The organism is Mycobacterium sp. NGS16, from assembly GCF_059813225.1.
In genome coordinates, this window is the sequence record NZ_JCALEE010000007.1 from 204,231 (window position 1) to 228,881 (window position 24,651).

19 protein-coding genes and 1 pseudogene are annotated in these 24,651 nt (G+C 68.6%); 12 read left to right on the top strand and 8 right to left on the bottom strand.

Annotated elements, in window-relative coordinates; all coding sequences use genetic code 11:
* Positions 1-22: 22 nt before the first annotated feature.
* Positions 23-1,192, top strand: coding sequence for a radical SAM family heme chaperone HemW (hemW, locus tag AC5Y4Q_RS16855; protein WP_499959705.1), 1,170 nt, complete (start codon positions 23-25; stop codon positions 1,190-1,192).
* A 97-nt stretch (positions 1,193-1,289) separates the two neighbouring features.
* Here the strand turns inward: hemW and AC5Y4Q_RS16860 are convergent, their stop codons facing one another.
* The gene (locus AC5Y4Q_RS16860; RefSeq protein ID WP_064922327.1) at positions 1,290-1,592 is read right to left on the bottom strand and encodes a hypothetical protein; all 303 of its coding nucleotides are present in this window, start codon (positions 1,590-1,592) and stop codon (positions 1,290-1,292) included.
* A 561-nt stretch (positions 1,593-2,153) separates the two neighbouring features.
* Between AC5Y4Q_RS16860 and AC5Y4Q_RS16865 the strand changes: the two genes are divergently transcribed.
* The 4 genes from AC5Y4Q_RS16865 (at position 2,154) to AC5Y4Q_RS16880 (ending at position 5,333) form a co-directional block, all read left to right on the top strand.
* Entirely contained in the window at positions 2,154-3,092 is a 939-nt protein-coding gene (locus AC5Y4Q_RS16865; RefSeq protein ID WP_428844275.1) for a Rieske (2Fe-2S) protein, read from the top strand.
* Positions 3,089-3,577 (top strand): hemerythrin domain-containing protein, encoded by a 489-nt coding sequence (locus AC5Y4Q_RS16870; protein WP_064922325.1) that lies wholly within the window; start codon positions 3,089-3,091, stop codon positions 3,575-3,577. The genes AC5Y4Q_RS16865 and AC5Y4Q_RS16870 overlap by 4 nt, the downstream gene beginning before the upstream one ends.
* Positions 3,578-3,645: 68 nt before the next feature.
* Positions 3,646-4,992 carry a salicylate synthase gene (locus AC5Y4Q_RS16875; protein ID WP_064922324.1) on the top strand — a complete coding sequence of 449 codons (1,347 nt, stop codon included), beginning with the start codon at positions 3,646-3,648 and terminating at the stop codon, positions 4,990-4,992.
* Between the two features lie 71 nt (positions 4,993-5,063).
* Positions 5,064-5,333 carry a metal-sensitive transcriptional regulator gene (locus AC5Y4Q_RS16880; RefSeq protein WP_064922323.1) on the top strand — a complete coding sequence of 90 codons (270 nt, stop codon included), beginning with the start codon at positions 5,064-5,066 and terminating at the stop codon, positions 5,331-5,333.
* An 8-nt stretch (positions 5,334-5,341) separates the two neighbouring features.
* Here AC5Y4Q_RS16880 and AC5Y4Q_RS16885 read toward each other — a convergent pair whose 3' ends face one another.
* The 5 genes from AC5Y4Q_RS16885 to AC5Y4Q_RS16905 form a co-directional block, all read right to left on the bottom strand.
* Positions 5,342-6,241, bottom strand: a complete 900-nt coding sequence (locus AC5Y4Q_RS16885; protein ID WP_064922322.1) for a MerR family transcriptional regulator — start codon at positions 6,239-6,241, stop codon at positions 5,342-5,344.
* Positions 6,238-7,725 carry a flavin-containing monooxygenase gene (locus AC5Y4Q_RS16890; RefSeq protein ID WP_109535683.1) on the bottom strand — a complete coding sequence of 496 codons (1,488 nt, stop codon included), beginning with the start codon at positions 7,723-7,725 and terminating at the stop codon, positions 6,238-6,240. Before AC5Y4Q_RS16890 ends, AC5Y4Q_RS16885 begins: the two co-directional genes overlap by 4 nt.
* Complete coding sequence (locus tag AC5Y4Q_RS16895) at positions 7,709-8,629, bottom strand: ferritin-like domain-containing protein (protein ID WP_125224588.1); 921 nt, start codon at positions 8,627-8,629, stop codon at positions 7,709-7,711. The genes AC5Y4Q_RS16890 and AC5Y4Q_RS16895 overlap by 17 nt, the downstream gene beginning before the upstream one ends.
* 11 nt (positions 8,630-8,640) lie before the next feature.
* Positions 8,641-9,498, bottom strand: coding sequence for an SDR family NAD(P)-dependent oxidoreductase (locus AC5Y4Q_RS16900; RefSeq protein ID WP_064922319.1), 858 nt, complete (start codon positions 9,496-9,498; stop codon positions 8,641-8,643).
* Positions 9,499-9,617: 119 nt separating this feature from the next.
* Positions 9,618-10,562 carry a hypothetical protein gene (locus tag AC5Y4Q_RS16905; RefSeq protein ID WP_064922318.1) on the bottom strand — a complete coding sequence of 315 codons (945 nt, stop codon included), beginning with the start codon at positions 10,560-10,562 and terminating at the stop codon, positions 9,618-9,620.
* A gap of 169 nt (positions 10,563-10,731) precedes the next feature.
* On the opposite strand from AC5Y4Q_RS16905, the pseudogene AC5Y4Q_RS16910 reads away from it, so the two are divergent.
* The 3 genes and pseudogenes from AC5Y4Q_RS16910 to mbtN form a co-directional block, all read left to right on the top strand.
* A pseudogene (locus tag AC5Y4Q_RS16910) lies at positions 10,732-10,995 on the top strand (acyl carrier protein); the annotation flags it as partial.
* Entirely contained in the window at positions 10,992-12,578 is a 1,587-nt protein-coding gene (mbtM, locus tag AC5Y4Q_RS16915) for a long-chain-fatty acid--ACP ligase MbtM (RefSeq protein WP_064922316.1), read from the top strand. The pseudogene AC5Y4Q_RS16910 and the gene mbtM, both read left to right, overlap by 4 nt.
* Entirely contained in the window at positions 12,575-13,735 is a 1,161-nt protein-coding gene (gene mbtN / locus AC5Y4Q_RS16920) for a mycobactin biosynthesis acyl-ACP dehydrogenase MbtN (RefSeq protein ID WP_064922315.1), read from the top strand. The genes mbtM and mbtN overlap by 4 nt, the downstream gene beginning before the upstream one ends.
* On the opposite strand, the gene AC5Y4Q_RS16925 is transcribed toward mbtN, so the two are convergent.
* Positions 13,699-14,325 carry a GNAT family N-acetyltransferase gene (locus AC5Y4Q_RS16925; protein ID WP_064922314.1) on the bottom strand — a complete coding sequence of 209 codons (627 nt, stop codon included), beginning with the start codon at positions 14,323-14,325 and terminating at the stop codon, positions 13,699-13,701. The two genes, mbtN and AC5Y4Q_RS16925, sit on opposite strands and share 37 nt — an antisense overlap.
* Before the next feature lie 127 nt (positions 14,326-14,452).
* Here AC5Y4Q_RS16925 and AC5Y4Q_RS16930 point away from each other — a divergent pair, with 127 nt between their 5' ends.
* Genes AC5Y4Q_RS16930 through AC5Y4Q_RS16940 form a run of 3 tightly spaced genes read left to right on the top strand, consistent with a single transcriptional unit; the run spans position 14,453 to position 19,355 of the window.
* Positions 14,453-17,026, top strand: coding sequence for an ABC transporter ATP-binding protein/permease (locus AC5Y4Q_RS16930; RefSeq protein ID WP_499959711.1), 2,574 nt, complete (start codon positions 14,453-14,455; stop codon positions 17,024-17,026).
* Positions 17,023-18,762 carry an ABC transporter ATP-binding protein gene (locus AC5Y4Q_RS16935; RefSeq protein ID WP_064922342.1) on the top strand — a complete coding sequence of 580 codons (1,740 nt, stop codon included), beginning with the start codon at positions 17,023-17,025 and terminating at the stop codon, positions 18,760-18,762. Before AC5Y4Q_RS16930 ends, AC5Y4Q_RS16935 begins: the two co-directional genes overlap by 4 nt.
* Positions 18,759-19,355: a DUF3060 domain-containing protein gene (locus AC5Y4Q_RS16940; protein ID WP_499959714.1), complete on the top strand. Its 597-nt coding sequence runs from the start codon at positions 18,759-18,761 to the stop codon at positions 19,353-19,355. The genes AC5Y4Q_RS16935 and AC5Y4Q_RS16940 overlap by 4 nt, the downstream gene beginning before the upstream one ends.
* Positions 19,356-19,370: 15 nt before the next feature.
* Here the strand turns inward: AC5Y4Q_RS16940 and AC5Y4Q_RS16945 are convergent, their stop codons facing one another.
* A complete protein-coding gene (locus AC5Y4Q_RS16945) occupies positions 19,371-20,909 on the bottom strand; it encodes a (2,3-dihydroxybenzoyl)adenylate synthase (RefSeq protein WP_082952655.1) in 1,539 nt (512 codons plus the stop codon).
* Positions 20,910-20,992: 83 nt separating this feature from the next.
* Here AC5Y4Q_RS16945 and AC5Y4Q_RS16950 point away from each other — a divergent pair, with 83 nt between their 5' ends.
* On the top strand, positions 20,993-24,418 hold the full coding sequence (locus AC5Y4Q_RS16950) for a non-ribosomal peptide synthetase (RefSeq protein WP_064922310.1): 3,426 nt from the start codon (positions 20,993-20,995) through the stop codon (positions 24,416-24,418).
* Positions 24,419-24,651: the final 233 nt, after the last annotated feature.

Here is a 24,651-nt window from a genome sequence, read left to right on the forward strand (position 1 = left end):
CGTGGGATGATCGGGCCCTATGATGCCCACCCCGACCGCGGCGACGCTGCCCGAGGTGCACCGCGGCCATGACGGCCCGTTCGGGGTGTATGTGCACGTGCCGTTCTGTTTCACCCGCTGCGGCTACTGCGACTTCAACACCTACACTCCGGCGGAGTTGGGCGGCGCCAACCCCGACGCCTGGGTGGCGGTGCTCGCCCGGGAACTGGAGTTGGCCGCCGTTCGCCTGGGAGGCCCGCGCGCTGACACCGTATTCGTCGGCGGCGGCACGCCGTCGCTGCTGGGCGGTGCGCGGTTGGCACTGGTGCTCGAGCACGTGCGGGAACACTTCGGACTGGCCGACGACGCCGAGGTCACCACCGAGGCGAACCCGGAGTCGACGTCGCCGGAGTTCTTCGACACCATCCGCGCCGCCGGCTATACCCGGGTGTCGTTGGGAATGCAGTCGGTGTCCCCGCGGGTGCTGGCGACCCTGGACCGCATCCACTCGCCGGGCCGCCCGGTGGCCGCCGCACGGGAAGCGTTGGCCGCGGGCTTCGAACACCTCAACATCGACCTGATATACGGCACCCCCGGCGAGACCGACGACGATCTGCTGCGTTCGGTGGATGCCGCCCTGGAAGCAGGTGTCGATCACGTCTCGGCCTACAGCCTGATCGTCGAGGACGGCACCGCGCTGGCCCGGCGGGTGCGGCGCGGGGAACTGCCCACCCCCGACAACGACGTGCTGGCGCATCGCTACGAACTGGTCGACGACACCCTGCGTGCCGCCGGGATGGACTGGTACGAAGTGTCCAACTGGAGCCGGCCGGGCGCGGCCTGCCGACATAATCTCGGCTACTGGGGCGGTGGCCGGTGGTGGGGCGCAGGCCCGGGCGCGCACGGTTACGACGGCGCCCTGCGCTATTGGAATGTCAAGCACCCCAACACCTACGCGCAACTCCTGGGGGAGATGACGTTGCCCGTCGCGGGCTTCGAGGAACTCACCGCATCCGACCGGCACACCGAAGAGGTGATGCTGCGCATGCGGATGCGCCAGGGATTGCCGCTGGCGGTTCTGGATCCGGCCGAACGCGAACGCGCCAGAATGGCTGTCGGTGACGGTCTGTTGTGCACCGAGGGGGACCGGCTGGTGCTGACCGACCGCGGCCGGCTGCTGGCCGACGCGGTGGTGCGTTCGCTGCTGGGCTAACCGAGGTCAGGCTTTCGCGGCGGGTTCGATGGGGGCGCTGTACCGAGCTCGGCCACCTGGTGTGGTGCCCGGCCTAGGGCAGCAACGGTGGGGCTGGTCAGCCGCTGAACCAGCCGCGGCCGCCGTCCCAGCTGCCGCAGATGCCCTGGATGCAGCCGTGGCCGAAGCCGCCCTGGCCGGGAATGAAGCCGCCGCAGCCCTGCCAGCCGGCGTCGTGGCCGCAGCCGCTGCCGCCGCCGTTGCCATCGGGGCCGCCGGCACCGTGCGGTTGGGCGACGACGCTGTGGTTTGCCGAACCCGCAGGTGCGGTCGCCAGTATCACGCCGGTCGGGGCGAGGGCGATCGCCGTTGCGGCTCCGGCAACGAACATCGGTGCGATGAGTTTCCGAATACTTAGCATGACTCTATATTCCACACGAATGCGGTCGCTGCCAACCGTTGTGTGGGGACCGATACCGAATCGTGAACGCCTGTAACACATCACCACTACCGCTCAGCGGTGCTCGACGTCACCGACCTCGGCGAGCCCCGGGCGGCGCCGGCTGGATCCAAATCTGCGGACAATCACGCATCGAAGTAGCGCAAGATCTGCCGTGGAATCGTCACGGACACGGGATTCACAGCAATCCTGCCTTGGCGTTCGCGGGAAAGCTTCCCGGCGGCCGTTTGCGCCTCCGTAGCACTGCCAAAGACATTGATAGCCAACATGGTTCAGGATGGTCGGAGGTGCGGGTCCGACCGGCCGGGACGGAAGATACAGCCGGTTAGCAATATCGCGACACGTTATTTGCTTGGATGCCGCAAATGCGGATACACTGCGCTTTCGAGTCCGCAAACGAGGAGTCGTGGCGCAGTCAGATGGAGGGCCGATCGGATGGCAGTTCAACGGGCGCAAGGCGCCGAGGACCGGGCCCGCGGGGCCGGCGGGCGGGTGCTGGACTTTCTCGGGCGCCAAGCGTGGATGGACCGGCCGAGCTACCGGCTGGAAAACGTGCTCAGCTTCGCGTTCAACGCGTTCGGCGGGGCGCGGAACCGGGTGACCAATTTCTTGAACGGCGTCTGGCTCGGCCACCCCGTGCATCCGCCGCTGGCGTCGCTGACCACCGGTGCCCTCGGGACGACGGTGGCCCTGGATGCGCTGGGCCTGCTGCCGGGCAGGGCGTCGACCGAGGCGCTCGACGCGTCGCGATTCGCCCAGCGCGCCCTGGGCCTGGGGATCTTGGCCAACTTCGCCTCCGCGGCCACCGGCGTGACCGACTGGCAGCACACCCACGAATCCGACCGGCGGATCGGCCTGGTGCACGGGGTGCTGAACCTCGTCGCCACGGGCCTTTACATCCAGTCCTGGCGGGACCGGCGCCGTGGCCGGCACGGGCGGGGCATCGTGACCAGTGCGGTCGGCTACGCAATCACCAGCGGCAGCGGGTTTTTGGGCGGTGCGCTGGTGTTCGGCTCCGGGATCGGTATGGACCAGTCCGGTGAACGCCTGCGTATTGACACGTGGACGCCGCTGCTGCCGGAGGCCGAACTTCCGGCCGGCAACAAGCCCACGCGGGTCGATGTCGACGGTGTCGGGGTGGTGTTGTGCCGTGACGGCGACAACGTCTCGGCGTTTGCCGCCCGGTGCCCGCACCTGGCAGCCCCGATGGAGGACGGTTGGGTCGACCGCGGCCGTCTGGTCTGCCCGTGGCATGGCTCGCAGTTCGACCTGCACACCGGTGTGGTGCTGCGCGGACCGGCCGCCGCCCCATTGCCCTGCTACCAGGCGCGGGTGAAAGACGGGATGGTCGAGCTGCGCGAGGGTGTAGCGACTCCGCTCGGCGTCGGCCGGGTGAGGTACCTGGACCCGAAACCCGGCCAGTGTCCGGAAATCGCATCGGCGGAGGAGATCGCACAGTGAGCAACGCCTACGACGTTTTACGCGATCACCACAACGTGCTGCGCGGCTTGGGCGCCAGGTTCAGGGCCGCCCCGGTCGGATCGGCCGAGCGTCAGGAGATCCTCGATGAACTGCTGCGGGAGTTCACCATCCACATGAAGATCGAGGACGACATCTACTACCCGGCCTTGGCGGCGGCCAGCAGGCTCATCGCGATCGCGCACGCCGAGCACCGGCAGATCTACGACCAGCTCGCCGTCGCGCTGCGGACGCCGGCCGGCTCGCCACGGCACGTCGAGGAGTGGGATTCCTTCCTCACCGTGTTGGAAGCCCACGCTGACGAAGAGGAGCGTGACCTGGTACCGCCGCCCGCGCCGGTGGAGCTGACCGAGGCCGAGTTGGAAGAGCTGGGCAATCGGATGGCCGCCGAGATGGAGCGGCAGCGCAACTCCAAGTTCGAGCAGCTCCGCGTGAAGGTGCGAGCCAGGCTGCTGCAGGCGTTGTAACCGGCGGCCGGGCCACGATCATGGGCCGGGCGGGCACTGGTTGATAGGTTAGGCTACATTTACTAATTGTGTCCGAGCTCGGTGTCGAAACGGTTCCCGAAACGTCGCGGTCGGTTCTGCTTCCGCCGGGCGTCGACCCGGCCGATCTGGCAGCCGAACTGGCGGCGGCGCTGCCGGAGTGCGACGGCGAGGAGTACCTGCTCTACGAGCGCGACGGTAGCTGGACGTTGGCTATCGGCGTGCGCGCCGCAGTCGAGCTGGACAGCGACGAGTTGCGCACCGTCCGGGACGGGGTGATCCGTCGCGAGTCCTGGCAGGGCCGGCCCGCCGTGGTGCTCGGCGAGGCGGTGGATCGGCTGCTGCTGGAGACGGACCAGGCGTTCGGCTGGGTCGCCTTCGAGTTTGGCGCCTACCACTTCGGGCTGCAGGATCGGCTGGCCCCGAAAACCGCTCTGGCGCGAGTGTTCTGGCCGCGCACCCGCATCGTGGTCACCGCCGAGAAGGTGCAGATGTTCGGCGCCGGCGACCGAGACGCCGCGGCGCTGGAGCGGCTGCTGGCCGACGGCGTCCCGGCCCTCGCTGAGCCGACCCGGATCGAGGTGGATGCCGACGCCGCCGGCTATCGTCAGCGGGTTGCCACTGCAGTCGGCGAGATCTGCGCCGGCCGTTATCGCAAGGTGATCCTGTCGCGCTGCGTCGACGTGCCGTTCGTGCTGGACTTTCCGTCGACCTATCGGCTGGGGCGGCGGCACAACACCCCGGCCCGGTCGTTTCTGTTGCGGCTCGGTGGGATTCGCGCGCTCGGCTACAGTCCGGAACTGGTGGCCGAGGTGCGTGAGGACGGCGTGGTGGTCACTGAGCCGCTTGCCGGGACACGGGCGCGCACCGGCGATCCCGCGGTCGACGGGCCGGTTCGCGCCGAGCTGCAGTCCGACGCCAAAGAGATTGTGGAGCACGCGATCTCGGTGCGCACCTCGATGGATGAGATCGGCGAGGTCGCCGAACCCGGTAGCGCCGCGGTCACCGACTTCATGACGGTGCGGGAGCGGGGGAGCGTTCAGCATCTGGGCTCGACGGTCTCCGGTCGGCTGGACCCGTCGCGGGATCGGATGGACGCACTGGAGGCGCTGTTCCCGGCGGTCACCGCGTCGGGCATTCCCAAGCCCGCCGGGTTCGACGCCATCCTGCGCCTCGATGACTGCCCGCGGGGCCTGTATTCCGGTGCGGTCGTGATGTTTACCGCCGCCGGCGGGCTGGATGCCGCGTTGACACTGCGCGCCGCCTACGAGCGCGACGGACGGACCTGGTTGCGGGCCGGTGCAGGTGTCATCGACGTATCCCGTCCCGAGCGGGAGTTCGAGGAGACCTGCGAGAAGCTGGCGACGCTGGCGCCGTACCTGATCGCTCACCGCTGAGCCGCGCTGTGACGTTCCTGCACGCAGATACCCCGCCGGGTATCATGGTGGTTTCGCGGAGAGGAGCTCACATGGTAGGCGACGACGACAGCGTCAAGTCGGTGTTGAACCGGTTGCGCCGCGCGCACGGCCAGCTCGCCGGGGTGATCGCAATGATCGAGAGCGGCCGGGACTGCAAGGACGTGGTCACCCAGCTGGCTGCGGTCTCGCGGGCGCTGGACCGGGCGGGTTTCAAGATCGTCGCCAGCGGGCTGCGGGAATGCCTCGCCGGAGAGTCCGGCAGCGGCAACGCTCCGTTGTCCGAGGATGAACTCGAGAAGCTGTTCCTCGCGCTGGCCTGACCCGCCGGTCAGTGCAGCAGCGAATCGGCGAGCAGGCCGCTGACCATCGACTCGATGGTGGACTCGATGGACGACGCCAGGGTGGCGGTGACCGATGCGACCGCCTGGGTGCGGAACCGCACAAGCATGCCGATCAGCTCGGCGATCTCGGTGTCGGCCGGCAGCGGCGAACCGGGCTGAATGCGGGTCAGCACGTGTTCAGCGCCGGCCCGCACCAGCATCTGGCTGATGGCGTCGATGTGCGGTAGCGACTGCTCATAGAGGTCGATGAGCTTGTCGATGCCAATGCCGTAGCCGCGGACCTCATTGAAGGCATCGATCAATTTGGGGCGGGTGATGGTGGCCAGCGAGTCGTCGGCCCCACCGAGGCGGATCACTCCGAGCTCTACCAATCGCCGCATCGCCGGCGGGTCACCGATGCGTCGCTCGGCCTCGGCGCGAGACACCGTCTCAGGCCGCTCGGTGGTCCAGGTACCGGCGATCGCACTCTCCAGGCCCAGGATGTCACCCAGGTCCTTGCCCTGTTCCCAGGCGCCCACCATCTCCTTGACGTGGGCGATGGTGTAGCCGCGGTCGAGCATCGAGGTGATCAGGCGCAGCCGGGTCAAGTGGGTGTCGTTGTATAGCGCGATCCGCCCGACTCGTCGCGGCGGCGGCAGCAGATCCCGGTCCCGATACACCCGAACGTTGCGGGTGGTGGTGCCGGCCAACCGCGCCAAGTCGTCGATCCGGTACTCCCGCGACGCCGTGTTGCCGCCCGGGTGGCGCACCACGATCTCGAAGAGCTGGGTCACCGCAGCCTCGATCACCTCGCGAGACTCGCGCCGCACCCGGCGGGGGACCCGCCGCAGGTTGGCCAGCACGCCGGCGATGGAGTCGGGCTTGGCGGGACGGTCCGGTGCGCTCATGCCACCGCGTGGTAATCGGAGAGGCGAAAACTGCGCATCTGCCGAAGATACTGCGTTGCAAACCCTGGGTACATCGACGCGTTGAAACCGTCCTCGGTCAGATACCAGCTGCGACAGCCCGACATCCAGGTTGTTCTGCCCAGGCGTCGCTGGATCCGTTCGTTGTGCCGGCGCTGCACGTTGTCCCGCACGTCCAGGTAGCGCAGGTTCCGGCCGCGGATCGCGCCGACGGCGCGCACCACGTAGTCGATTTGACCTTCGACGTACACCAGCAGTGAATTATGGCCGGGCCCGGAGTTGGGGCCGGTCATGAAGAACAGATTCGGGTAGCCGTGTGCCTGAATGCTTTTGAAGGCCTTGCCACCGCCGCTCCAGTCGGTGGCCAGTGACCTGCCGCCCAGCCCCGTGACCGGAAACGGAGGTCCGGTCAGGTGCACGTCGTAGCCGGTCGCAAACACCATGGCGTCGAGGTGGTGTTCCACGCCGTCGCTGGTGCGGATGCCGGCCGGGCTGATCGTGGCGATCGGCCAGTCGATCAGCTTGCAGTTGTCGCGCTGCAGCGCCGGGTAGTAGTCACTGGAGATCAGCATGCGCTTGCAGCCGGGTGTGAAGTCCGGGGTGAGCTGGCGGCGTAGCCACGGATCCTTGACCGTCGCCCGTAGGTGGGCTTTGCCGAGTTGCGCGACCAGGCCGCTGAGCGGGGTGTTCCACACCAGTGCGGTGGCGCTGGCCTCATGCCCCCAAAACAGGGCCTGCCGGGCGAGCTGTTGGGCGGCGGGGACCTTGGCGAACAACGCCTGGACGCTCGCCGGCATCGCCATGTCCAGGCGGGGCATCACCCAGCCTGGGGTGCGCTGAAAGACTTTGACGAATCCGGCCTGCTCGACCAGCTCCGGGATGATCTGCACCGCGCTGGCGCCGGTGCCGATGACCGCGACCTTCTTGCCGGTGAAGTCGTAGTGGGGGTCCCAGCGGGCGCTGTGGATCTTGTGGCCGGTGTAGGTCTCCAGGCCGCGGATGGCCGGGAAGCTGGCGTCGGGCAGCGGGCCCGAGGCCAGCACCACGGTGCGGGCCCGAAACTTCTTACGCCCGGCCGAAACCGTCCACGTGCCCTTGCCTTCGTCGAATGCCAGTCCGGTGACCTCGGTGCCGAACCGGATGTGCCGGCGCAGGTCGAAGCGGTCGACCATGTCCTCGATATGCGCACAGATCTCGTCCGCCGATGGGTAGGCCCGCGACCAAGCCGGATTGGCGACGAACGAGAACGAATAGAGCAGCGACGGAATGTCGCACGCCGCACCGGGATAGCGGGTGTCGCGCCAGGTGCCACCGACCCGGTCGCTGCGTTCCAGGATCACGATCTCGTCATCGCCGGCAAGTCCCGACTCGGCGAGTTTGATCGCTGCGCCGATCCCGCTGAAGCCGGCGCCCACGATCAGTGTCTGGTAGACGTGCGCGCGCGCCACGTCAGGCCGCCGGCTCATGGGTGAGCTCTTTGAACCAGCTCGGGATGGGCTTGAGCAGTCGCTTGGGATAGAAGCCGGAGACCCACACCGCCGGGTTGGCCAGCAGGTGATACGGGCTGTCCGGGTTGGCCATCCAGCCCGAGTAGCGCTTGACCACCTGGTAGGCCGGTACCCGACGGGTGTGTTCGCCGCGTTCACCGAACTGCGTGAAACGCATCAACGCCGAGTAGAGCCGCTGGGGATCCAAACCCATCCCGATCACCTCGTTGCGGATCCGGTTGAGCAGCGGAATCGAGATCAGTGCCCCGACGATCAGGGACGGGGAGGCGACGGTGCCGACGAACTCGATGGCCAGCCGGCGGGCGTCGGCGTGCCCGATCATCTCCAGCACCTCGAAATCAACGGCGATGTGGCGGGATTCGTCGTTGTTGATCTTCTCGAACACCTGGTGACAGACCGGGTCGTCGACCTCGTCGAGCAGAAACTTGAGCAGCGCCCCGTCGAGTGCGACCTCCAGCATCGGAATCACCGTGCCCAGCACCGACAGCGGCAGGTCGTCGGAGTAGTCGTCGAGCCACTGCATCGCCAGCCGGATGTTGACGTTGGGCTCGGGCATCTCGCCGTCTTCGAGCATGCCCCAGCGCTTCATCAGCGCCAGCTCGGCGTTGGCGTGACGTTGCTCCTCGGCATGGAAGTAGCGGTAAATCTCGGCCAGCGTCGCGGTGGGCGCCTTGCGCGCCATGGCCGCGAAGCCGCGGGCGCCGATGTTCTCGATCCAGCACAGGTCTGCCATGAATTTCTTGAGTTTCGGCGCCATCTCGGGGCGGATCAGCTCGGCTCCCGGTGCGTCCCAGTCGATATCGGCCAGCGCCCACTGCCGGTCCTTGATCTTGGCGAGCATGACGTCCATGTCGAGAGCCATCTGCTTCTCCTTCAGTCGGTCCGGCCCGGCAAAGCCGCGCTCGCACGGAATGCCAGCCCGATGGTTCGAGTGAATGTCTCTGGTGCGAAACGTTTGATGTTCCAACCGATCTTGGCGTCCAGCTGCGGCATGCAATAGAGGCCACCGCGGTCGTTGGTGTCCAGGCAGTCGCGGGCAACGCGCTGCGCCGACAGCCCGGTCCAGCGCATCAACAGGTTGGCGGCCTCGCTGGATTGCGCGCTGATCCGGCCGGATTCGACGATGTTGGTCTTGACGAACGTCGGGCACAGCACGGTGACACCGATTCCCGTCCCGGATAATTCGGCCGCCAGGGTCTCCGACAGGGACAGCACCCCGGCCTTGCTGACGTTGTAGGCCGCCATATCCGGGGCGGCACCGAACGACGCGGCGGAGGCGACGTTGATGATGCCGCGGGGTTGATCGAACCGCGCCTCACGCAGGAGCGGGGTGAAGACGTGACAGCCGTGGATCGGGCCCCACAGGTTGATGCCCAGGGTCCAGTCCCAGTCGTCCAGCGCCATCTCGCCGATGGGCTGCCCGCCGGCGCCGACACCGGCGTTGTTGATCACCAAGCTGGGGGGTCCGCCGAACCAGACCTGCGCAGCTTCGGCCAGCGCGGTGACGGCATCGATCTGCGAGACATCGCACTGGACGGCGGTGGCACGCCCGCCCGTGGCGGCGATGGTGTCGACGGTGCGCTGAGCGGCGTCATCGTCGATGTCGCTGCAGACCACGGCGCTGCCGCGGCGCGCGAGTTCGATGGAGAAGGCGGCGCCGATGCCGCTGCCGGCGCCGGTGACGACCGCGGAGGCTCCATGGCTGCGTTTCGGCGATCGCCCGAGAATCATGTGATCGAGTCAACTGCCAATGGTGACATTAGTCAATGGCAATGTTGTGGGCCGGGTTCGGACAGTGACGCCCAAACCCGGCCCGTTGCCCACACGCGACGGCGCAGGCGGTGGTACCGCTAGCTGAAGAGGCCGGTGAGCCAGTCCAGGTCGAACAGGTTGGCGTCCGCGAGCGCCCCGCCGGCGTCGGGGTCCACGACCTCGTCGACCGGCAGGTTCGCGGTCAACGCCTCGGCGATCTTGCTCGGCAGGTAGTCGAGGAAGTAGGAGACGGTGCCCTGCTCGGTGAGCAGGCCCCACCACTGGCCGGTGTTCTCGCCGGTTTCGGAGTCCCAGGTGATGTAGCCGTTGAGCAGTGCGTCGAACGGGTCCTGCGCCACGTGCTCGATGCCGTCGGGTACGCCGGTCAGATTCTCCGACAACGCGAATTGGAAGCCGGTGAGCGGTTCGAACAGGTACTTGAAGGAGGTCTTCCAGAAGTTGAAGTCGCCGAAGACTTCCTGCACGTTTGCCCAAACATGGGTCATGTCGGCGCCGATGCCCATGACGCCGGGCACAAATTCGCCGGTGCCACGCACGGTGTGGTCGAAGAGCGGCTGGAAGATGCCGTTCATGTTGTACAGGATGTCGTTGTTGATCAGGTTCCAGGCGCTGAGGGTGTCGCCCTGCTGGAGGAACTCGGTGACCTGCGGGATCAGGTTCTCCAGGCCGATGACCCGGCCGCCACCGGACCACATGACTTCGAGGCCTTCCTGCACCCCGGCGAAGCTGTTCTGGGCGACTTCGCTGTAGTAGCTGCCGAGTTCGCCGAGGGCCGTGCTGAGCGGGTTCGGCTGGTTGAGCAGGTCCGTCAGGTACTCGAGGTTCTCCGAGGTGGTGTTCGCCAGCTGCACGGCAGCTTGGTGTGCCCCCAGCGGGATCAGCGGCGCGACGGGGTTGACGGCGATCACACCGGCACCGGCCAGCGCGACACCGACGGCCAGGAGCCGGTTGGTGCGGGGGGTCGAAAGAAAGTCGGATGCGGCACCGCGATCGAGGGATCCGTCCGCAAGAGCGAGCTTCATTGCTTCTCCTTATCGTGTCCTCATCTGGCATGAGGTTGCTGTGCATGTAGAACGCGGGCTTACCTTAGACAGATCCGTGAGCGCGAGGCAAGCCTTACCTAACCATGTGTCGACGGTCACAAACTAGGGTAAGGCTAACCTTACTTTCGATGGTCGTGTAGCGTCCCTCGACATGAGTTCTTCGCCGAACGATGCCGTCAGCGCCGCGCTGCGTGAGATCCTGCGCGACGACCTGAATGTCGACCTCAACCGGGTGACACCGCAGTCGCGGCTGGTCGACGACGTAGGCCTGGACTCGGTGGCCTTCGCGATCGGCATGGTCGCCATCGAGGACAAGCTCGGCGTGGCACTGTCCGAGGAAGACCTGCTGACCTGCGACACGGTGGGGGACCTCGAGGCCGCCATCCGGGCGAAAGCGCCCGCCGACGCGTGAGCGTGCTGGCAAGCGCCCTGACCCGGGCGATGACCACCTCGAACCAGGACCTGGTGATCTTCGATTCCGGCAGCGGTACCTGGCAGCATCACCCGTGGGCGCAGGTGCACTCCCGCGCCCAAAGCGTGGCGGCGAAGATTCTCGACTCGGATCGCACCGGCGCGGTCGGGCTGGTCGGGGAGCCGACGGTCGAGCTGGTCGCCGCGATCCAGGGCGCCTGGCTGGCCGGGCGCAGTGTGTCGATCCTGCCCGGACCGGTCCGTGGCTCGGAACCGCAGCAGTGGGCCCGCGCCACGCTGAACCGGTTCAGCGGCATCGGTGTCGACACCGTCTTCAGTCACGGCGCACCGCTGCAGTTGCTGGATGAGCCCGACGCCGGGCTCGCGGTGCACGACGTCGCCGCCGCGGCCACCGAGCGTTCGGCCGCCTTCACGCCGGTAGCCGCCGCACCGGAGGCGCCGGCGGTGCTGCAGGGCACGGCCGGGTCCACCGGAACCCCGCGCACCGCACAGCTGTCGCCGGCCGCGGTGCTGAGCAACGTCAGCGGACTGCTGGCCCACGTCGATATCGAACCGTCCTCCGACGCCGGTTGTTCGTGGCTGCCGCTCTACCACGACATGGGCCTGACCTTCCTGCTCAGCGGTGCGCTGGCGGGATGCCCGGTGTGGCTGGCGCCCACCGCGGCATTCGCGGCCTCGCCGTTTCGCTGGCTGACGTGGCTGCACGAGAGCGCGGCGACCATGACCGCGGCGCCCAACTTCGCCTACAGCGTGTTGGGCAAATACGCGCGCCGGATCCCGGACGTCGACCTGGGCCGGGTGCGGGTGGCGATCAACGGCGGCGAACCGGTCGACTGCGCGGCGCTGCAGCGGTTCGTCACCGAGCTGGCGAAGTTCGGTCTGGACCCGGGTGCGGTCACCCCGTCGTACGGGCTTGCGGAGGCCACCTGCGCGGTGACTGCGCCACGGCCGGGCACCGGCCTGCGCTATGACGAAATCGCTGGCGCCGGCGATGATTCCGCGCCGCGTCAGCACGCGATCCTGGGGGTGCCGATCCCGGGCATGCAGGTCCGTATCGCGCCGGCCCCCGAGCACGACGTCGACCTAGGTCGCGAGGTCGGCGAGATCGAGATCCGCGGCACCTCGATGATGTCCGGCTACGTCGGCGAACCGGCCCACGACCCGGACTCCTGGTTCCCCACCGGTGACCTCGGCTACCTCACCGACGAGGGCCTGGTGGTCTGCGGTCGCGCCAAGGAGATCATCTCGGTGGCCGGACGCAACGTGTTCCCCACCGAGATCGAACGGGTCGCCGCCGAGATTCGGGGCGTGCGGGAAGGGGCGGTGGTGGCCTTTGGAACCAGTGAGGCCACCGATGACGTCCGCCCGGGCCTGATCGTCGTCGCCGAATTCCGGGGCCCCGACGAGGCCGGCGCCCGCAGCGATCTGGTCGCCCGGGTCGCCTCGGAGTGCGGGGTGGTCCCGGCCAAGGTGGTGTTCCTGGCGCCCGGATCCCTGCCCCGGACGTCATCGGGCAAGTTGCGGCGGCTGGAGGTCAAACGCAACCTGGAGGTTATGACGTGACTGGCTCGGACATCGACACCTATCGCGGCCTGCTTGACGAGGTCTTCGACCAGCAGGTGGTGGATTGGACGGCAGAAGCCGAAGTCAGTGGGCGCTTTCCGCGCAAACTGATCGAGCACCTCGGCCAGGCAGGGGTTTTCACCCAGAAGTGGGCTGACGCCACGCCCACCGACGTGGCCAAACTACTGGAGCTGGCATACGCGCTGGGGCGGCTGGGGTCGGCCGGCATCGGCGTGGGGGTGAGCCTGCAGGATTCGTCGATCGCGATCCTGCACCGGTTCGCGCGGTCGGAGTACCTCAAGGCCATCTGCCAGCAGGCCATCCGGGGCGAGGTGGTGCTGTGCATCGGCGCCTCGGAGGAGTCCGGGGGATCGGACCTCCAGCGGGTGCAGACCGAGGCGCGTTCGGTGCGTGACGGTTTCGAGGTGCGCGGCCGCAAGAAGTTCGTCTCGCTGTCGCCCATCTCCGATCACATCCTGGTGCTGGCGCGCAGCATGGACCACGACGAGAACAGCCGGCACGGCAACGTCATGATGATCGCGGTGCCGACCGAGCAGGTGCAGGTGCACGAGCCGTTCAGCAAAGTCGGAGCGGCGCCGCTGGACACCGCCCCGGTCGACATCGACACCTGGGTGCCCGCCGACGCTCTGATCGCCCGCCCGGGCACCGGACTGGCCGCGATCTCCTGGGGGCTGGCGCACGAACGCATGTCGATCTCCGGGCAGGTCGCCTCGTCGTGTCAGAAGGTGCTCGGCATCACCCACGCCCGCATGATGCACCGCAAGCAGTTCGGCTCGAGCCTTTTCGAGCACCAGGCGTTGCGGTTGCGGCTGGCCGACCTGCAAGCGCGGGTCGATCTACTCCGGCACGGGCTCAACGGTTTCGCCGCCGAGGGTCGGCTCGACCTGCGGACCTCCGCGGCGATGAAGGTCACCGCGGCGCGGCTGGGAGAAGAGGTGATCGCCGAGTGCATGCATATCTTCGGTGGCGCCGGCTACCTGGTCGACGAGACACCGATCGGACGCTGGTGGCGCGACATGAAACTGGCTCGGATCGGCGGCGGCACCGATGAGGTGCTCTGGGAACTGGTAGCCGCCGGGATGCGCCCCGACTACGACGGCTACGCCGAGCTGTTCGACAGCGGGTCGTCGGGGTAGCGCAGCACCGCGTACAGCGCCATCCGGCGATAACCCATGTCGTGTTCGCCGAGGAAGGTGCCGCCGACATATTCGGCCAGCCGCCGCATCGCGGTGTTGCGGTACTCGGGTTCGAACATCATCCGCCGGCACTGCGGCTCCACATCGAAGACGTAGGACATGATTCGCGGCAACAAGATCGCCGCGAACCCCCGGTTGACCACCGTCGTATCGGCGACGGCCGCGTGAATGCCCAGGTCATGCGGATCAGCCGCGTAGTAGCGGGCGATGGAATCCTTTGCGGCCCGGTAGATTTCGATGTAGCCGCCGTCTTCTCCGTGGCGGCTGACGATCAACGGCCGGGAATAGCTGCCGGCGACCTGGGCGCCCAGATAGGCGTGCCAGCGCTCCGGCGGCCAGGCCGATTCCCAGGTCTGGGCCAGGTGGGGCCGGTTCATCCATTCCGAGACCATCTCCGCATCGGCGTCCGGGTCGGCCACCCGGATCGCATAGGGCTCGGCCAGCACCGGGATCGGGGGCGCCGGGACGCGGCGAATCTCGTCGGAGATGTCTGTCAGTTCCCGGTGCAGGATCGGTGGGGCGTCAGTCATAACGAACGGTGAGCCTACCCGAGGCCCTACCCGGTTTAGTGAGGGTAGGGTAACCTAGGTCGGGCTTGGCGGCGCGAGCGCCGGGTCCCACCCCGCGGGGCGGGAAACCGTTGGCGAAAGGACCTTGATGGCGCGCGGTTTGCAGGGCGCGATACTGCGGGGCTTCGGCGCCCGCGACCACATCGCAACGGTGCTCGAGACCAGCTGGATCGCCCCGCACTGCGTCAGAGTCTGGATGCATTCACCGACCCTGTTCACCGACGCCACCGTCGAACCCAGTGCGTGGCTGCGGTTCTGGTTCCCCGATCCGGACGGCTCGAACACCGAGTTCCAGCGCGCCTACACCATCGCCGAGGGAGACGCGGAAACCGGACGCTTCGCGGTGGACATGGTGCTGCACGAACCAGCCGGGCCCGCGACCCGGTGGGCGCGCACCGTTGAGCCCGGAGCGCGCATCGCGGCGATGTCGCTGATGGGCTCGGCGCGTTTCGAGGTGCCCGACGAGCAGCCCGCCGGCTACCTGTTGATGGGCGACTCGGCGTCGATCCCGGGGATCAACGCCATCATCGGAACCATCCCCTCCGACGTGCCGATCGAGCTGTACCTCGAGCAGCACGAGGACAACGACCTGTTGATCCCGCTGCGCGAGCATCCCCGCCTGCGGGTGCACTGGGTACCGCGTCGCGACGCAAACTCCCTGACCGCCGCCCTCGAATCCCGCGACTGGTCGGACTGGTATGCCTGGGCGACCCCGGAAGCCGCGACGCTCAAGGCCTTGCGGGTGCGGCTGCGTGACGAGTTCGGCTTCCCCAAATCCGAAATCCACGCGCAGGCCTACTGGAATGCCGGACGCGCCATGGGCACCCAACGCGCCCTGGAAACTGCGATGGCCGAACCGGAACCGTCGTCACCGAACGACGAGCAGGTCGTCGCTGAAGGCGAGCCACAGCGTGGTCGCTGGCGCGCCCAGGCCGCGGGCCGGCTGCTGGGCCGGCTGAAGATCCCGCTGATCGTCTCGGGCGTGCTGCAGGCTGTCATCACGCTGCTGCAGCTGGCCCCGTTCGTGCTGCTGGTGGAGCTGGCTCGGTTGCTGGTCTCCGGCGCCGACGAGTCGCGGCTGTGGACGCTTGCCATCGCGGCGATCTCCCTGCTCGGCCTGGGTACGCTGCTGGGGGCGGGACTGACGCTGTGGCTGCACGTGATCGACGCCCGGTTCGCCAGCGGGTTACGGAACCGGCTGCTCAGCAAGCTCTCTCGGCTGCCGCTGGGCTGGTTCACCGCCCGCGGCTCCGGATCGATCAAGCAACTCATCGCCGACGACACCCTGTCCCTGCACTATCTGGTCACCCACGCCATCCCGGACGCCGTCGCCGCGGTCGTCGCACCGGTGGCGGTGCTGGTCTATCTGCTCGTGGTGGATTGGCGGGTGGCGCTGGTGCTGTTCGTCCCGGTGCTGATCTATCTGGTGCTGATGTCGGTGATGATGACCCAGTCCGGGCCCAAGATCAGCCAGGCGCAGCGCTGGGCGGAACGGATGAACGGCGAAGCCGGCACCTACCTGGAGGGCCAGCCGGTGATCCGGGTGTTCGGTGGTGCTGCCGCCTCGACCTTCCGCCGGCAGTTGGACGACTACATCACTTTCCTGGTGGATTGGCAGCGCCCATTCATCGGCAAGAAGACACTGATGGACTTGGTCACCCGCCCGTCGACCTTCCTGTGGTTGATCGTGCTGACCGGCACCCCGCTGATCGTGACCGGTCGGATGGACCCGGTGAACTTGCTGCCGTTCCTGTTGCTGGGCACCACCTTCGGCGCCCGGCTGTTGGGCATCGGGTTGGGGGTCGGCGGTATCCGCGGCGGGATGCTGGCAGCCCGGCGGTTGCAGATCGCGCTGGACGAGCCCGAGCTGGTGGTAGGTGAGCCGGAATCGGCGCCGGCGCAGACCTCGTCCGGGACGGTGCGCTTCGAGTCCGTCAGCTTCGGTTACCGCCCCGGCGTGCCGGTGATCTCCGATGTGTCGCTGACGCTGCGGCCGGGCACGGTGACCGCGCTGGTCGGCCCGTCGGGGTCCGGCAAGTCGACACTGGCCGCGCTGCTGGCCCGCTTCCACGATGTCGAGTCGGGCGTGATTTCGGTTGACGGGCAGGATATTCGGTCATTGTCCGCCGATGAGCTCTACCGCCGGGTCGGTTTCGTGTTGCAGGAGACCCAGCTGGTGCACGGCAGCGTGCGGGACAACATCGCGCTGGCCGTCCCGGACGCCACTGACGAGCAGGTGTGGGCCGCCGCCCGCGAAGCACAGATCCACGAGCGCATCCTGCGACTGCCCGACGGCTATGACACCGTGCTGGGCGCGGCCGCCGCGCTCTCCGGCGGTGAGCGCCAACGGCTCACCATCGCCCGCGCCATCCTCGCCGACACGCCCGTGCTCATTCTGGACGAGGCCACCGCATTCGCCGACCCGGAATCGGAATACCTGGTGCAGCAGGCCCTGAACCGGCTGACCAAGGACCGCACCGTGCTCGTCATCGCCCACCGTCTGCACACGATCACCGGCGCCGACCAGATCGTGGTACTCGATCACGGCGCCATCGCCGAACAGGGCACCCACGATGAGTTGCTCGCCGCGGGCGGACGCTACCTGCAGCTGTGGGAGACCGGGCGCCGGGCCGTGGTCGCCGGAGCGGAGGCGACACGGTGATCCGCACCCTGATCCGGCTGATTCCGCACGACCGCCGCGGCCGGCTGTTCAGCTACACCGGGCTGACGCTGTTATCGGTGGCGGTGCGCGCGGTAGGAACCGTACTGCTGGTCCCGTTGGTGGCGGCGCTGTTCTCCGAGAACCCGCGCGGTGCGCTAACCTGGCTGGGCTGGCTGACCGTGGCGACGGTAGCCGGCTGGGTGATCGACTTCACCTGCGCGCGAATCGGATTCGATCTCGGATTCGCCGTCCTCGATCACACCCAACATGACGTCGCCGACCGGCTGCCGGCAATCCGGTTGGACTGGTTCACGCCCGCCAACACCGCCGACGCGCGGCAGGCGATCGCCGCCACCGGACCCGAACTCGTCAGCCTGGTTGTCAACCTGCTGACCCCGCTGATCAGCGCCGTCCTGCTGCCGCCGGCGATCGCGGTGGCGCTGCTCGGGGTGTCGTGGCAGCTGGGTCTGGCCGCCCTGGGCGGCGTGCCGCTGTTGCTGGGGGCGCTGTGGGCGGCCAATCGGCTCAGCGCCCGCGCGGATGCCACCGCCGGGGAAGCCAACACCGCGCTGACCGAGCGCATCATCGAGTTCGCCCGCACCCAGCAGGCACTGCGCGCGGCACGGCGGGTCGAACCCGAACGCAGCACCGTCGGTGCAGCCCTGGCCGCCCAGCACGGCGCGGCGATGCGGCTGCTGCTCATGCAGATTCCGGGTCAGCTGCTGTTCAGCCTGGCCAGCCAGGGCGCGCTGATCCTGCTCGCCGGCGCCACCACCGTGCTGACTGTGACCGGCACTTTGAGCGTTCCCGAAGCCATCGCGCTGATCGTCGTGACCGCCCGCTACCTGGAACCCTTCACCGTCATCAGCGAACTGGCGCCGGCGCTGGAGTCGACGCGGGCGAGCCTCGAGCGGATCCGGGCCGTGCTCACCGCACCGGTGCTGACGGTGGGAGACGGCGCGCTGCCCGACGGTGCCAAGGCGCCCCGCATCGAGTTCGACAATGTCACCTTCGGCTACGACGCGGCCGGTACGCCGGTGCTCGACCGGGTCAGTTTTGTGCTGGAGCCGGGCACCACGACCGCCATCGTGGGGCCGTCCGGTTCGGGCAAGAGCACCATCCTGGCCCTGATCGCCGGCCTACACGAACCGACCAGCGGGCGGGTTCTGCTCGACGGTGTGGACGCCACCGAGCTGACTGCTGCGGCGCGGCGCACGGCGAGCAGCATGGTGTTTCAGCATCCCTACTTGTTGGACGGCACGATCCGGGACAACATCCTGGTGGGAGACCCCGGCGCCGATCCGGAGGCGTTCGGGCGGGCGGTCGAACTCGCCCGGGTAGACGAGCTGACCGGCCGGTTGCCCGATGGCGCCGAGTCGGTGGTCGGGGAGGCCGGCGCGGCGCTGTCCGGCGGGGAACGCCAACGGGTCAGCATCGCGCGAGCCCTGCTCAAGCCGGCACCGGTACTGCTGGTCGACGAGGCGACCAGCGCCCTGGACACCGAGAACGAGGCGGCGATCGTCGACGCGCTCAGCGCCGAACTGCGCCCGCGCACCCGGGTGATCGTCGCGCACCGGCTGGCGAGCATCGCCCAAGCCGATCGGGTGCTGTTCCTCGACGACGGCCAGGTCGTCGAGGACGGCACCATTGACCAATTACGGTCTGCCGGTGGGCGTTTCGACGAGTTCTGGCGGCAGCAACACGATGCCGCCGGCTGGCGGATCAGTACCGCGTGAACGCCGAGGACGATCCCGAGGTCCGGATCCGGGAACTGGAGCGCCCACTGTCGGACTTCGCCGAGGCTGCGGAACTGACCGTTCCGTCGGTGGGCGTCGAGGGGCAGGTGTCGTCGCCGCCGGGACGGGGGATCGCTGTCGCGATCGGTGTGATTGCGGCGGCTCTCGCGATCGCCGCCGGCGGGGCGGTGTTCCTGATCATCGGCGGCTCGACGAGCACGGCACCGGGGCACCCAGGCGCTGCCCGGGATCCGGCGCCCGAACCAGCTCCGCCGTCTGCGCCTGCGCCGCCCGTAGCGGCGTCGCCGGCCATCGCGGTGCCTGATCGCGACGTCACCATCACCATCCTCGGGGCGGGCGAGAACAAGACGTTGGCCTGCTCCGGCCGTTACGTCTCGGTGAGCGGGGTCAACAACACCGTCGTACTCACCGGCCAATGCGCCGGCCTGACCGTGTCGGGAATCGGCAACGTCATCACCGTCGACTCGACGCCCAAGGTCGCGGCATCTGGCCTCAACAACCGGGTGACCTACCGCTTCGGGAAGCCGGAGGTGATTACGTCGGGGTCCGACAACGTCGTCGCGCGAGGCTGAGGCGTCGACTTCGGCTCAGCTGAGCTGGCGGGCCAGAGCCTTCTTGTCGATCTTGCCGACCGCCGTCGTCGGCAGCGTGGGCAGCGTCGCCAGCTGATCGACGCGGACGTGGGTGGCCGTGCCTTGGGCTTCGAGATGCTGGTTCAGCTCTGCCAGCGACAGCGGTGCCCCATGGAAAACAACCGCGACGCAGACCTTTTCACCCAAGTACTGATCCGGCAGGCCGATAGCGGCAGCCGATCGGATCGCCGGATGGCTCAGCAGGTGCGTCTCCAGCTCATCGGCCGCGATGTTCTCGCCGCCGCGGACGATGACGTCCTTGATCCGCCCGGTCACCTCCAGATAGCCGTTTGGCCGGCGGCGAACCCGATCCCCGCTGCGGTAGAAGCCGTCCGGGCTGAAAGATCGCTCATTGGCCTCCGGCGCGTTGTAGTAGCCGTTGATCGTGTACGGCCCGCGGACCAGCAGCTCGCCCTCGGTCGTTTCGGTGCCGTCCTCGTCGACCACCCGCAGTTCGTCGTCGGCGCAGAGCGGCCGGCCCTGGCTGGTGTCCAGCAGCTCGGCGGCGTCGCCGGGCCGGGTGTAGCAGAGCAGCCCTTCGGCCATGCCGAACACCTGTTGCAAGCCCGGGGTCAGCACCTCGCGGATCCGGCGGGCGTCGCCGGCGGCCAGCTTGGCGCCACCCACCTGCAGCAGCCGCAGCGTCGCGGGCTTCTGCGGTTCCCAATCGCAGGCCTGCGCCCACAGCGTGGCCAGTGCCGGCACCAGTGCGGTGACCGTTACCCGATGCCGGGCGATGGTGGCGAAGGCTGCCTCCGGGCTGGGATCGGCGCCGAAGACGGTGGCCGCACCCACCGACATGGCGCCCAGCAGGCCGGGACAGGCCAACGGGAAGTTGTGGGCGGCCGGCAACACCGCCAGGTAGACGTCATCGGCGGTCAGCTCGCACAACGCCGCGCTGGCGGTGGCGTTGTAGCGGTAGTCGTCGTGGGTGCGGGGAATCAGCTTGGGCAGGCCCGTGGTGCCGCCGGAGACCAGCAGCACCGCAGGCGCGGCCGGATCCGGGCTGAATCGCGGCGCCGGCGGGTCGGCGGCCGTGCCGTCGATGATGATCCGCCGCAGCCCCAGTTCGGCGGCCATCGCCGGGTAGTCGAATCCCGCTGTGGCGTCTGGGATTACGATCCCGACCGCGTCGCTGACGGCGGCCAGATGCGCGATCTCGGCGGCGCGGTGCCCGGGCAGGCACAGCACCGGGATCGCGCCTACTCGCAGCAGCCCGAACAGCGCCACCGCGAACGGACAGCCGTTGGGCAGTTGTAGCAGCACTCGATCGCCGGGGGCGATATCCAGTCGGTGCAGGCCTGCCGCTGCCTTTTCGGCCGCGGCGTCCAGTTGTGCGTACGACAGGGTCGTGTCGGCGTCGACGACCGCCACACGGTCTGGCCAGCGCGCGGCGGCATCGTCGAGCAGCGACGCCAGCGGGCGGCCCTGCCAGTAGCCGGCGGCGCGGTAGGCGGCGGCCCGCTCGGGCGGAAACGGTATGAACCCGTGCATGTGACTCCCTGGCTTGCCGACGGTGGACCGTAGATAGAGTAGCTTCGACGAAATTAGGGCAGCCTTTACTAACGAAGGGTGGGGTGAGCGCGGTGGGGCCGGACGATATTCGCGCGCAGGTCGCTGAGCTGCTTGGCGTCCCGGCCGGCACCCTCGATACCGATGCTGACCTGGTCGGACAGGGCCTGGACTCGATCCGGATGATGAGCCTGGCGGGCCAATGGCGGCGCCGGGGCCTGGACGTCGACTTCGCCGCGCTGGCCGCCGAACCCACCGTCGCCGCCTGGACCGCCCTGGTTACCGGTGCGTCGTCGTTGCCCACCCCGGGCCCCGAACCCGAGGACGACACCGCGCCGTTCCCGCTGGCGCCGATGCAGCACGCGATGTGGGTGGGCCGCGACGACGACGTGGCACTCGGCGGCGTAGCCGGACACCTCTACGTCGAATTTGACGGGCCCGGACTCGATCCCGAGCGGTTGGCTGCCGCCGCCGAGGCGCTGGCCGCCCGGCACCCGATGCTGCGGGTGGAGTTCCTGCCCGACGGCACGCAGCAGATCCGGGCCGATGCCGGCTTGCCGGTCGCGGTGCAGGATCTGCGCGGGCTGGACGCCGACGAGGTTTCAGCGCGGCTTGCTTTGACCCGCGATGCCAAATCGCACCAGCAACTCGACGGCGCCGTCTTCGAACTCACCGTGTCGCTGCTCCCCGACGGCACCGCACGGCTGCACGTCGACCTAGACATGCAGGCCGCCGACGCGATGAGCTACCGCACCCTGATGGCCGACCTGGCCGCCGCCTACCGAGGCGCGACGCTGCCCGCACTGGGCTATACCTATCGGCAATACCGGCTTTCGATGGCCGATCGGCAGCTCGACGACAGTCACCGGCAGTGGTGGACGCAGCGCATCCCCGAGCTGCCCGACCCGCCCAAGCTCCCGCCACCGGCCGGTGCCCCCGGCGATTCACACCGCAGCACCCGGCGCTGGTACTGGCTGGACCCGGCCGCGCGCGACGCACTGTTCGAACAGGCCCGCGCCCACGGTGTCACCCCGGCGATGACGCTGGCGGCCTCGTTCTCACACACCTTGGCCTGCTGGTCGGACGCACCGCGCTTCCTGTTGAACGTGCCGCTCTTCGGCCGGGAACCGCTGCACGACGACGTTGACCGGCTGGTCGGCGACTTCACCTCGTCGCTGCTACTGGAGGTGGACCTGAGCTCTGCGGCCACCGGTGCACAGCGTGCCCACGCCGTGCAGGACGCCATGCGCACCGCTGCCGCGCACGCCGACTACCCGGGCCTGGCGGTGCTGCGTGATCTGGGCCGCCACCGCGGCACCCAGGTGCTGGCGCCGGTGGTGTTCACCAGTGCGCTCGGGCTCGGCGAGTTGTTCGCCGCCGAGGTCACCCAGACCTTCGGCACCCCGGTGTGGATCATCTCCCAAGGCCCCCAGGTGCTATTGGACGCGCAGGTGACCGAGTTCGACGGCGGCGTGCTGGTGAATTGGGATGTCCGCGAAGAGATGTTCCCGCCCGGCGTGATCGACGCCATGTTCGCCCACCACATCGCCGACCTGACCCGGCTGGCCCGGGGTGACGGCTGGGACGAGCCGGCCCCGGATGCGTTGCCGCCAGCCCAGGCCCAGGCACGTGCCGCGGTCAATGCCGGCACCGCTGAACCGAGCGGGGAAACCTTGCAGGACAGGTTCTTTCGACATGCCGCGGTGGCGTCCGACGCGGTCGCGGTGCTACACGATGGCGGCGAGCTGAGCTACGGGGAGCTGCGGGCCCAGGCGCTCGCGGTGGCTTCTGCGCTCCACGAACGCGGGGTGCAGCGCGGTGACACCGTGGCGCTGCTCGGGCCCAAGGGCGTCGAGCAGATTCCGGCACTGCTGGGCATCCTGGCCGCCGGTGCGGTGTATCTTCCGATTGCTGCGGATCAGCCGCGCGAGCGGGTGGACCGCATCCTGGCCCTGGGCGGCGCGGTTATGGCGTTGGTGACCGGGGAAACGGTGCCGGCGCTGCCGATTCCGGTGGTGAGTGTGCAGGATTGCCTGCAACGGCCCGCTGCAGTGGACCCGGTTCGCACCGATCCGTCCGAGCTGGCCTACGTGGTGTTCACCTCGGGTTCCACCGGCGAACCCAAGGGCGTTGAACTCACCCACGACGCCGCGATGAACACCATCGAAACCCTCAGTGCCCGCTTCGGATTCGGCCCGGACGATCGCAGCCTGGCGCTGCTGACCTTGGATGCCGACATGTCGGTGCTCGACGTCTTCGCCATGCTGCGCGCCGGGGGAGCGATCGTGATGGTCGACGAGGCCGACCGCCGCAGCCCCGAGGTCTGGGCGCAGTTGGTGCAGCAGCACCGCGTCAGCGTGCTCAATCTGATGCCCGGCGCGCTGGAGATGCTGGCAGCAATCGGCGCCGAATTGCCTTCGGTGCGTGCGGTGTTGACCGGCGGTGACTGGGTACGCCCCGAGCTGGCGTGCCGCTTTGCCGCCGTCGCGCCTGGGGTGCGGTTCGCCGGGTTGGGTGGTGCGACTGAAACCGCCATCCACGCCACCATCTGCGAGGTCGACGGCGATCCGCCGGCCGACTGGGCCTCAGTGCCCTACGGCACCCCGCTGCCCAACATCGCCTGCCGCGTCGTCGGCGCCGACGGCACCGACCGCCCGGATTGGGTGACCGGGGAGCTGTGGGTCACCGGACGCGGCATCGCCTCCGGATACCGGGGGCGGCCCGACCTGACCGCTGAGAAGTTCGTCGAGCACGACGGCCGGATCTGGTATCGCACCGGCGATCTGGCCCGCTACCGGCCGGGCGGCATCCTGGAATTCGTCGGCCGCGCCGATCACCGGGTCAAGATCAGCGGGTACCGCATCGAACTCGGCGAGGTCGAAGCGGCGCTGCGACGGTTGGCGGGGGTCGCCGAGGCCGTGGTGGTCGCGCTGCCTGAGGCCGCGGGCCGCGAGGTGCTGGCGGCGGCGGTCCGGGTTGATGATCCGGCGGTCGACGTTGCCGGCCTGCGGGCCGGGTTGGCCGAAGCGCTGCCCGAGCACATGATCCCGCGGCAGCTGCAGGTGGTTTCGGCGATTCCTTACACGGTGGCCGGCAAGATCGACCGGCGCGCGGTGACGGCCGAGCTGGCCGCGGGATACGCCGCCGGCGACGGCTACCGGGAGCCGGAGGGTCCGTTGCAGCGCGCCCTGGCCGCGATCATCGCCGACGTGCTCGGTGCCGATCGGGTCGGTGCCGACGATGACTTCTTCGCGCTCGGCGGGGATTCGGTGCTGGCCACCGCCGCAGTGGCACGCATCCGCACCTGGCTGGATGCCCCCGGCGTGGTGGTCGCTGACATCTTCGCGACGCGGACAGTGGCGGGGCTGGCTTCGCGACTGGCCGCTGGTGAGACCGATCCGGACCGATTGGATGCGGTCGCGGAGGTTTATCTGGAAGTGGCGCAGTTGGATTCGGCGGAGGTGGCCGAGGCGCTAGCGGAGGTCGAGTGACCTCTTCGCCGCAACTCGGCTAGCAGGCACCACGGTCGTTCTGGCTAGCGATCAACCTGCGCATGGTTACTGTTCCCGGCGTTTTCACTGCACAGGGGAAAGGGGTCGTCAGTGTGACAGCGACTTGCAGATGGCAGCGAGGGATGTAACGAACCGCCCTATGCGCCAGCGAGTTCGAGCGACGATATCGTGCGGTGCTGGCTGGTCCGGGGATGACCGCTCTAGTTCGTTGA

What these genes read in the sequence shown, in the direction of transcription:
- hemW (WP_499959705.1), top strand. Translation starts at nt 23, where the DNA reads ATGCCCACCCCGACCGCGGCGACGCTGCCCGAGGTGCACCGCGGCCAT.
- AC5Y4Q_RS16860 (WP_064922327.1), bottom strand. Translation starts at nt 1,592, where the DNA reads ATGCTAAGTATTCGGAAACTCATCGCACCGATGTTCGTTGCCGGAGCC.
- AC5Y4Q_RS16865 (WP_428844275.1), top strand. Translation starts at nt 2,154, where the DNA reads ATGGACCGGCCGAGCTACCGGCTGGAAAACGTGCTCAGCTTCGCGTTC.
- AC5Y4Q_RS16880 (WP_064922323.1), top strand. Translation starts at nt 5,064, where the DNA reads ATGGTAGGCGACGACGACAGCGTCAAGTCGGTGTTGAACCGGTTGCGC.
- AC5Y4Q_RS16885 (WP_064922322.1), bottom strand. Translation starts at nt 6,241, where the DNA reads ATGAGCGCACCGGACCGTCCCGCCAAGCCCGACTCCATCGCCGGCGTG.
- AC5Y4Q_RS16890 (WP_109535683.1), bottom strand. Translation starts at nt 7,725, where the DNA reads ATGAGCCGGCGGCCTGACGTGGCGCGCGCGCACGTCTACCAGACACTG.
- AC5Y4Q_RS16895 (WP_125224588.1), bottom strand. Translation starts at nt 8,629, where the DNA reads ATGGCTCTCGACATGGACGTCATGCTCGCCAAGATCAAGGACCGGCAG.
- AC5Y4Q_RS16900 (WP_064922319.1), bottom strand. Translation starts at nt 9,498, where the DNA reads ATGATTCTCGGGCGATCGCCGAAACGCAGCCATGGAGCCTCCGCGGTC.
- AC5Y4Q_RS16905 (WP_064922318.1), bottom strand. Translation starts at nt 10,562, where the DNA reads ATGAAGCTCGCTCTTGCGGACGGATCCCTCGATCGCGGTGCCGCATCC.
- AC5Y4Q_RS16925 (WP_064922314.1), bottom strand. Translation starts at nt 14,325, where the DNA reads ATGACTGACGCCCCACCGATCCTGCACCGGGAACTGACAGACATCTCC.
- AC5Y4Q_RS16930 (WP_499959711.1), top strand. Translation starts at nt 14,453, where the DNA reads ATGGCGCGCGGTTTGCAGGGCGCGATACTGCGGGGCTTCGGCGCCCGC.
- AC5Y4Q_RS16945 (WP_082952655.1), bottom strand. Translation starts at nt 20,909, where the DNA reads ATGCACGGGTTCATACCGTTTCCGCCCGAGCGGGCCGCCGCCTACCGC.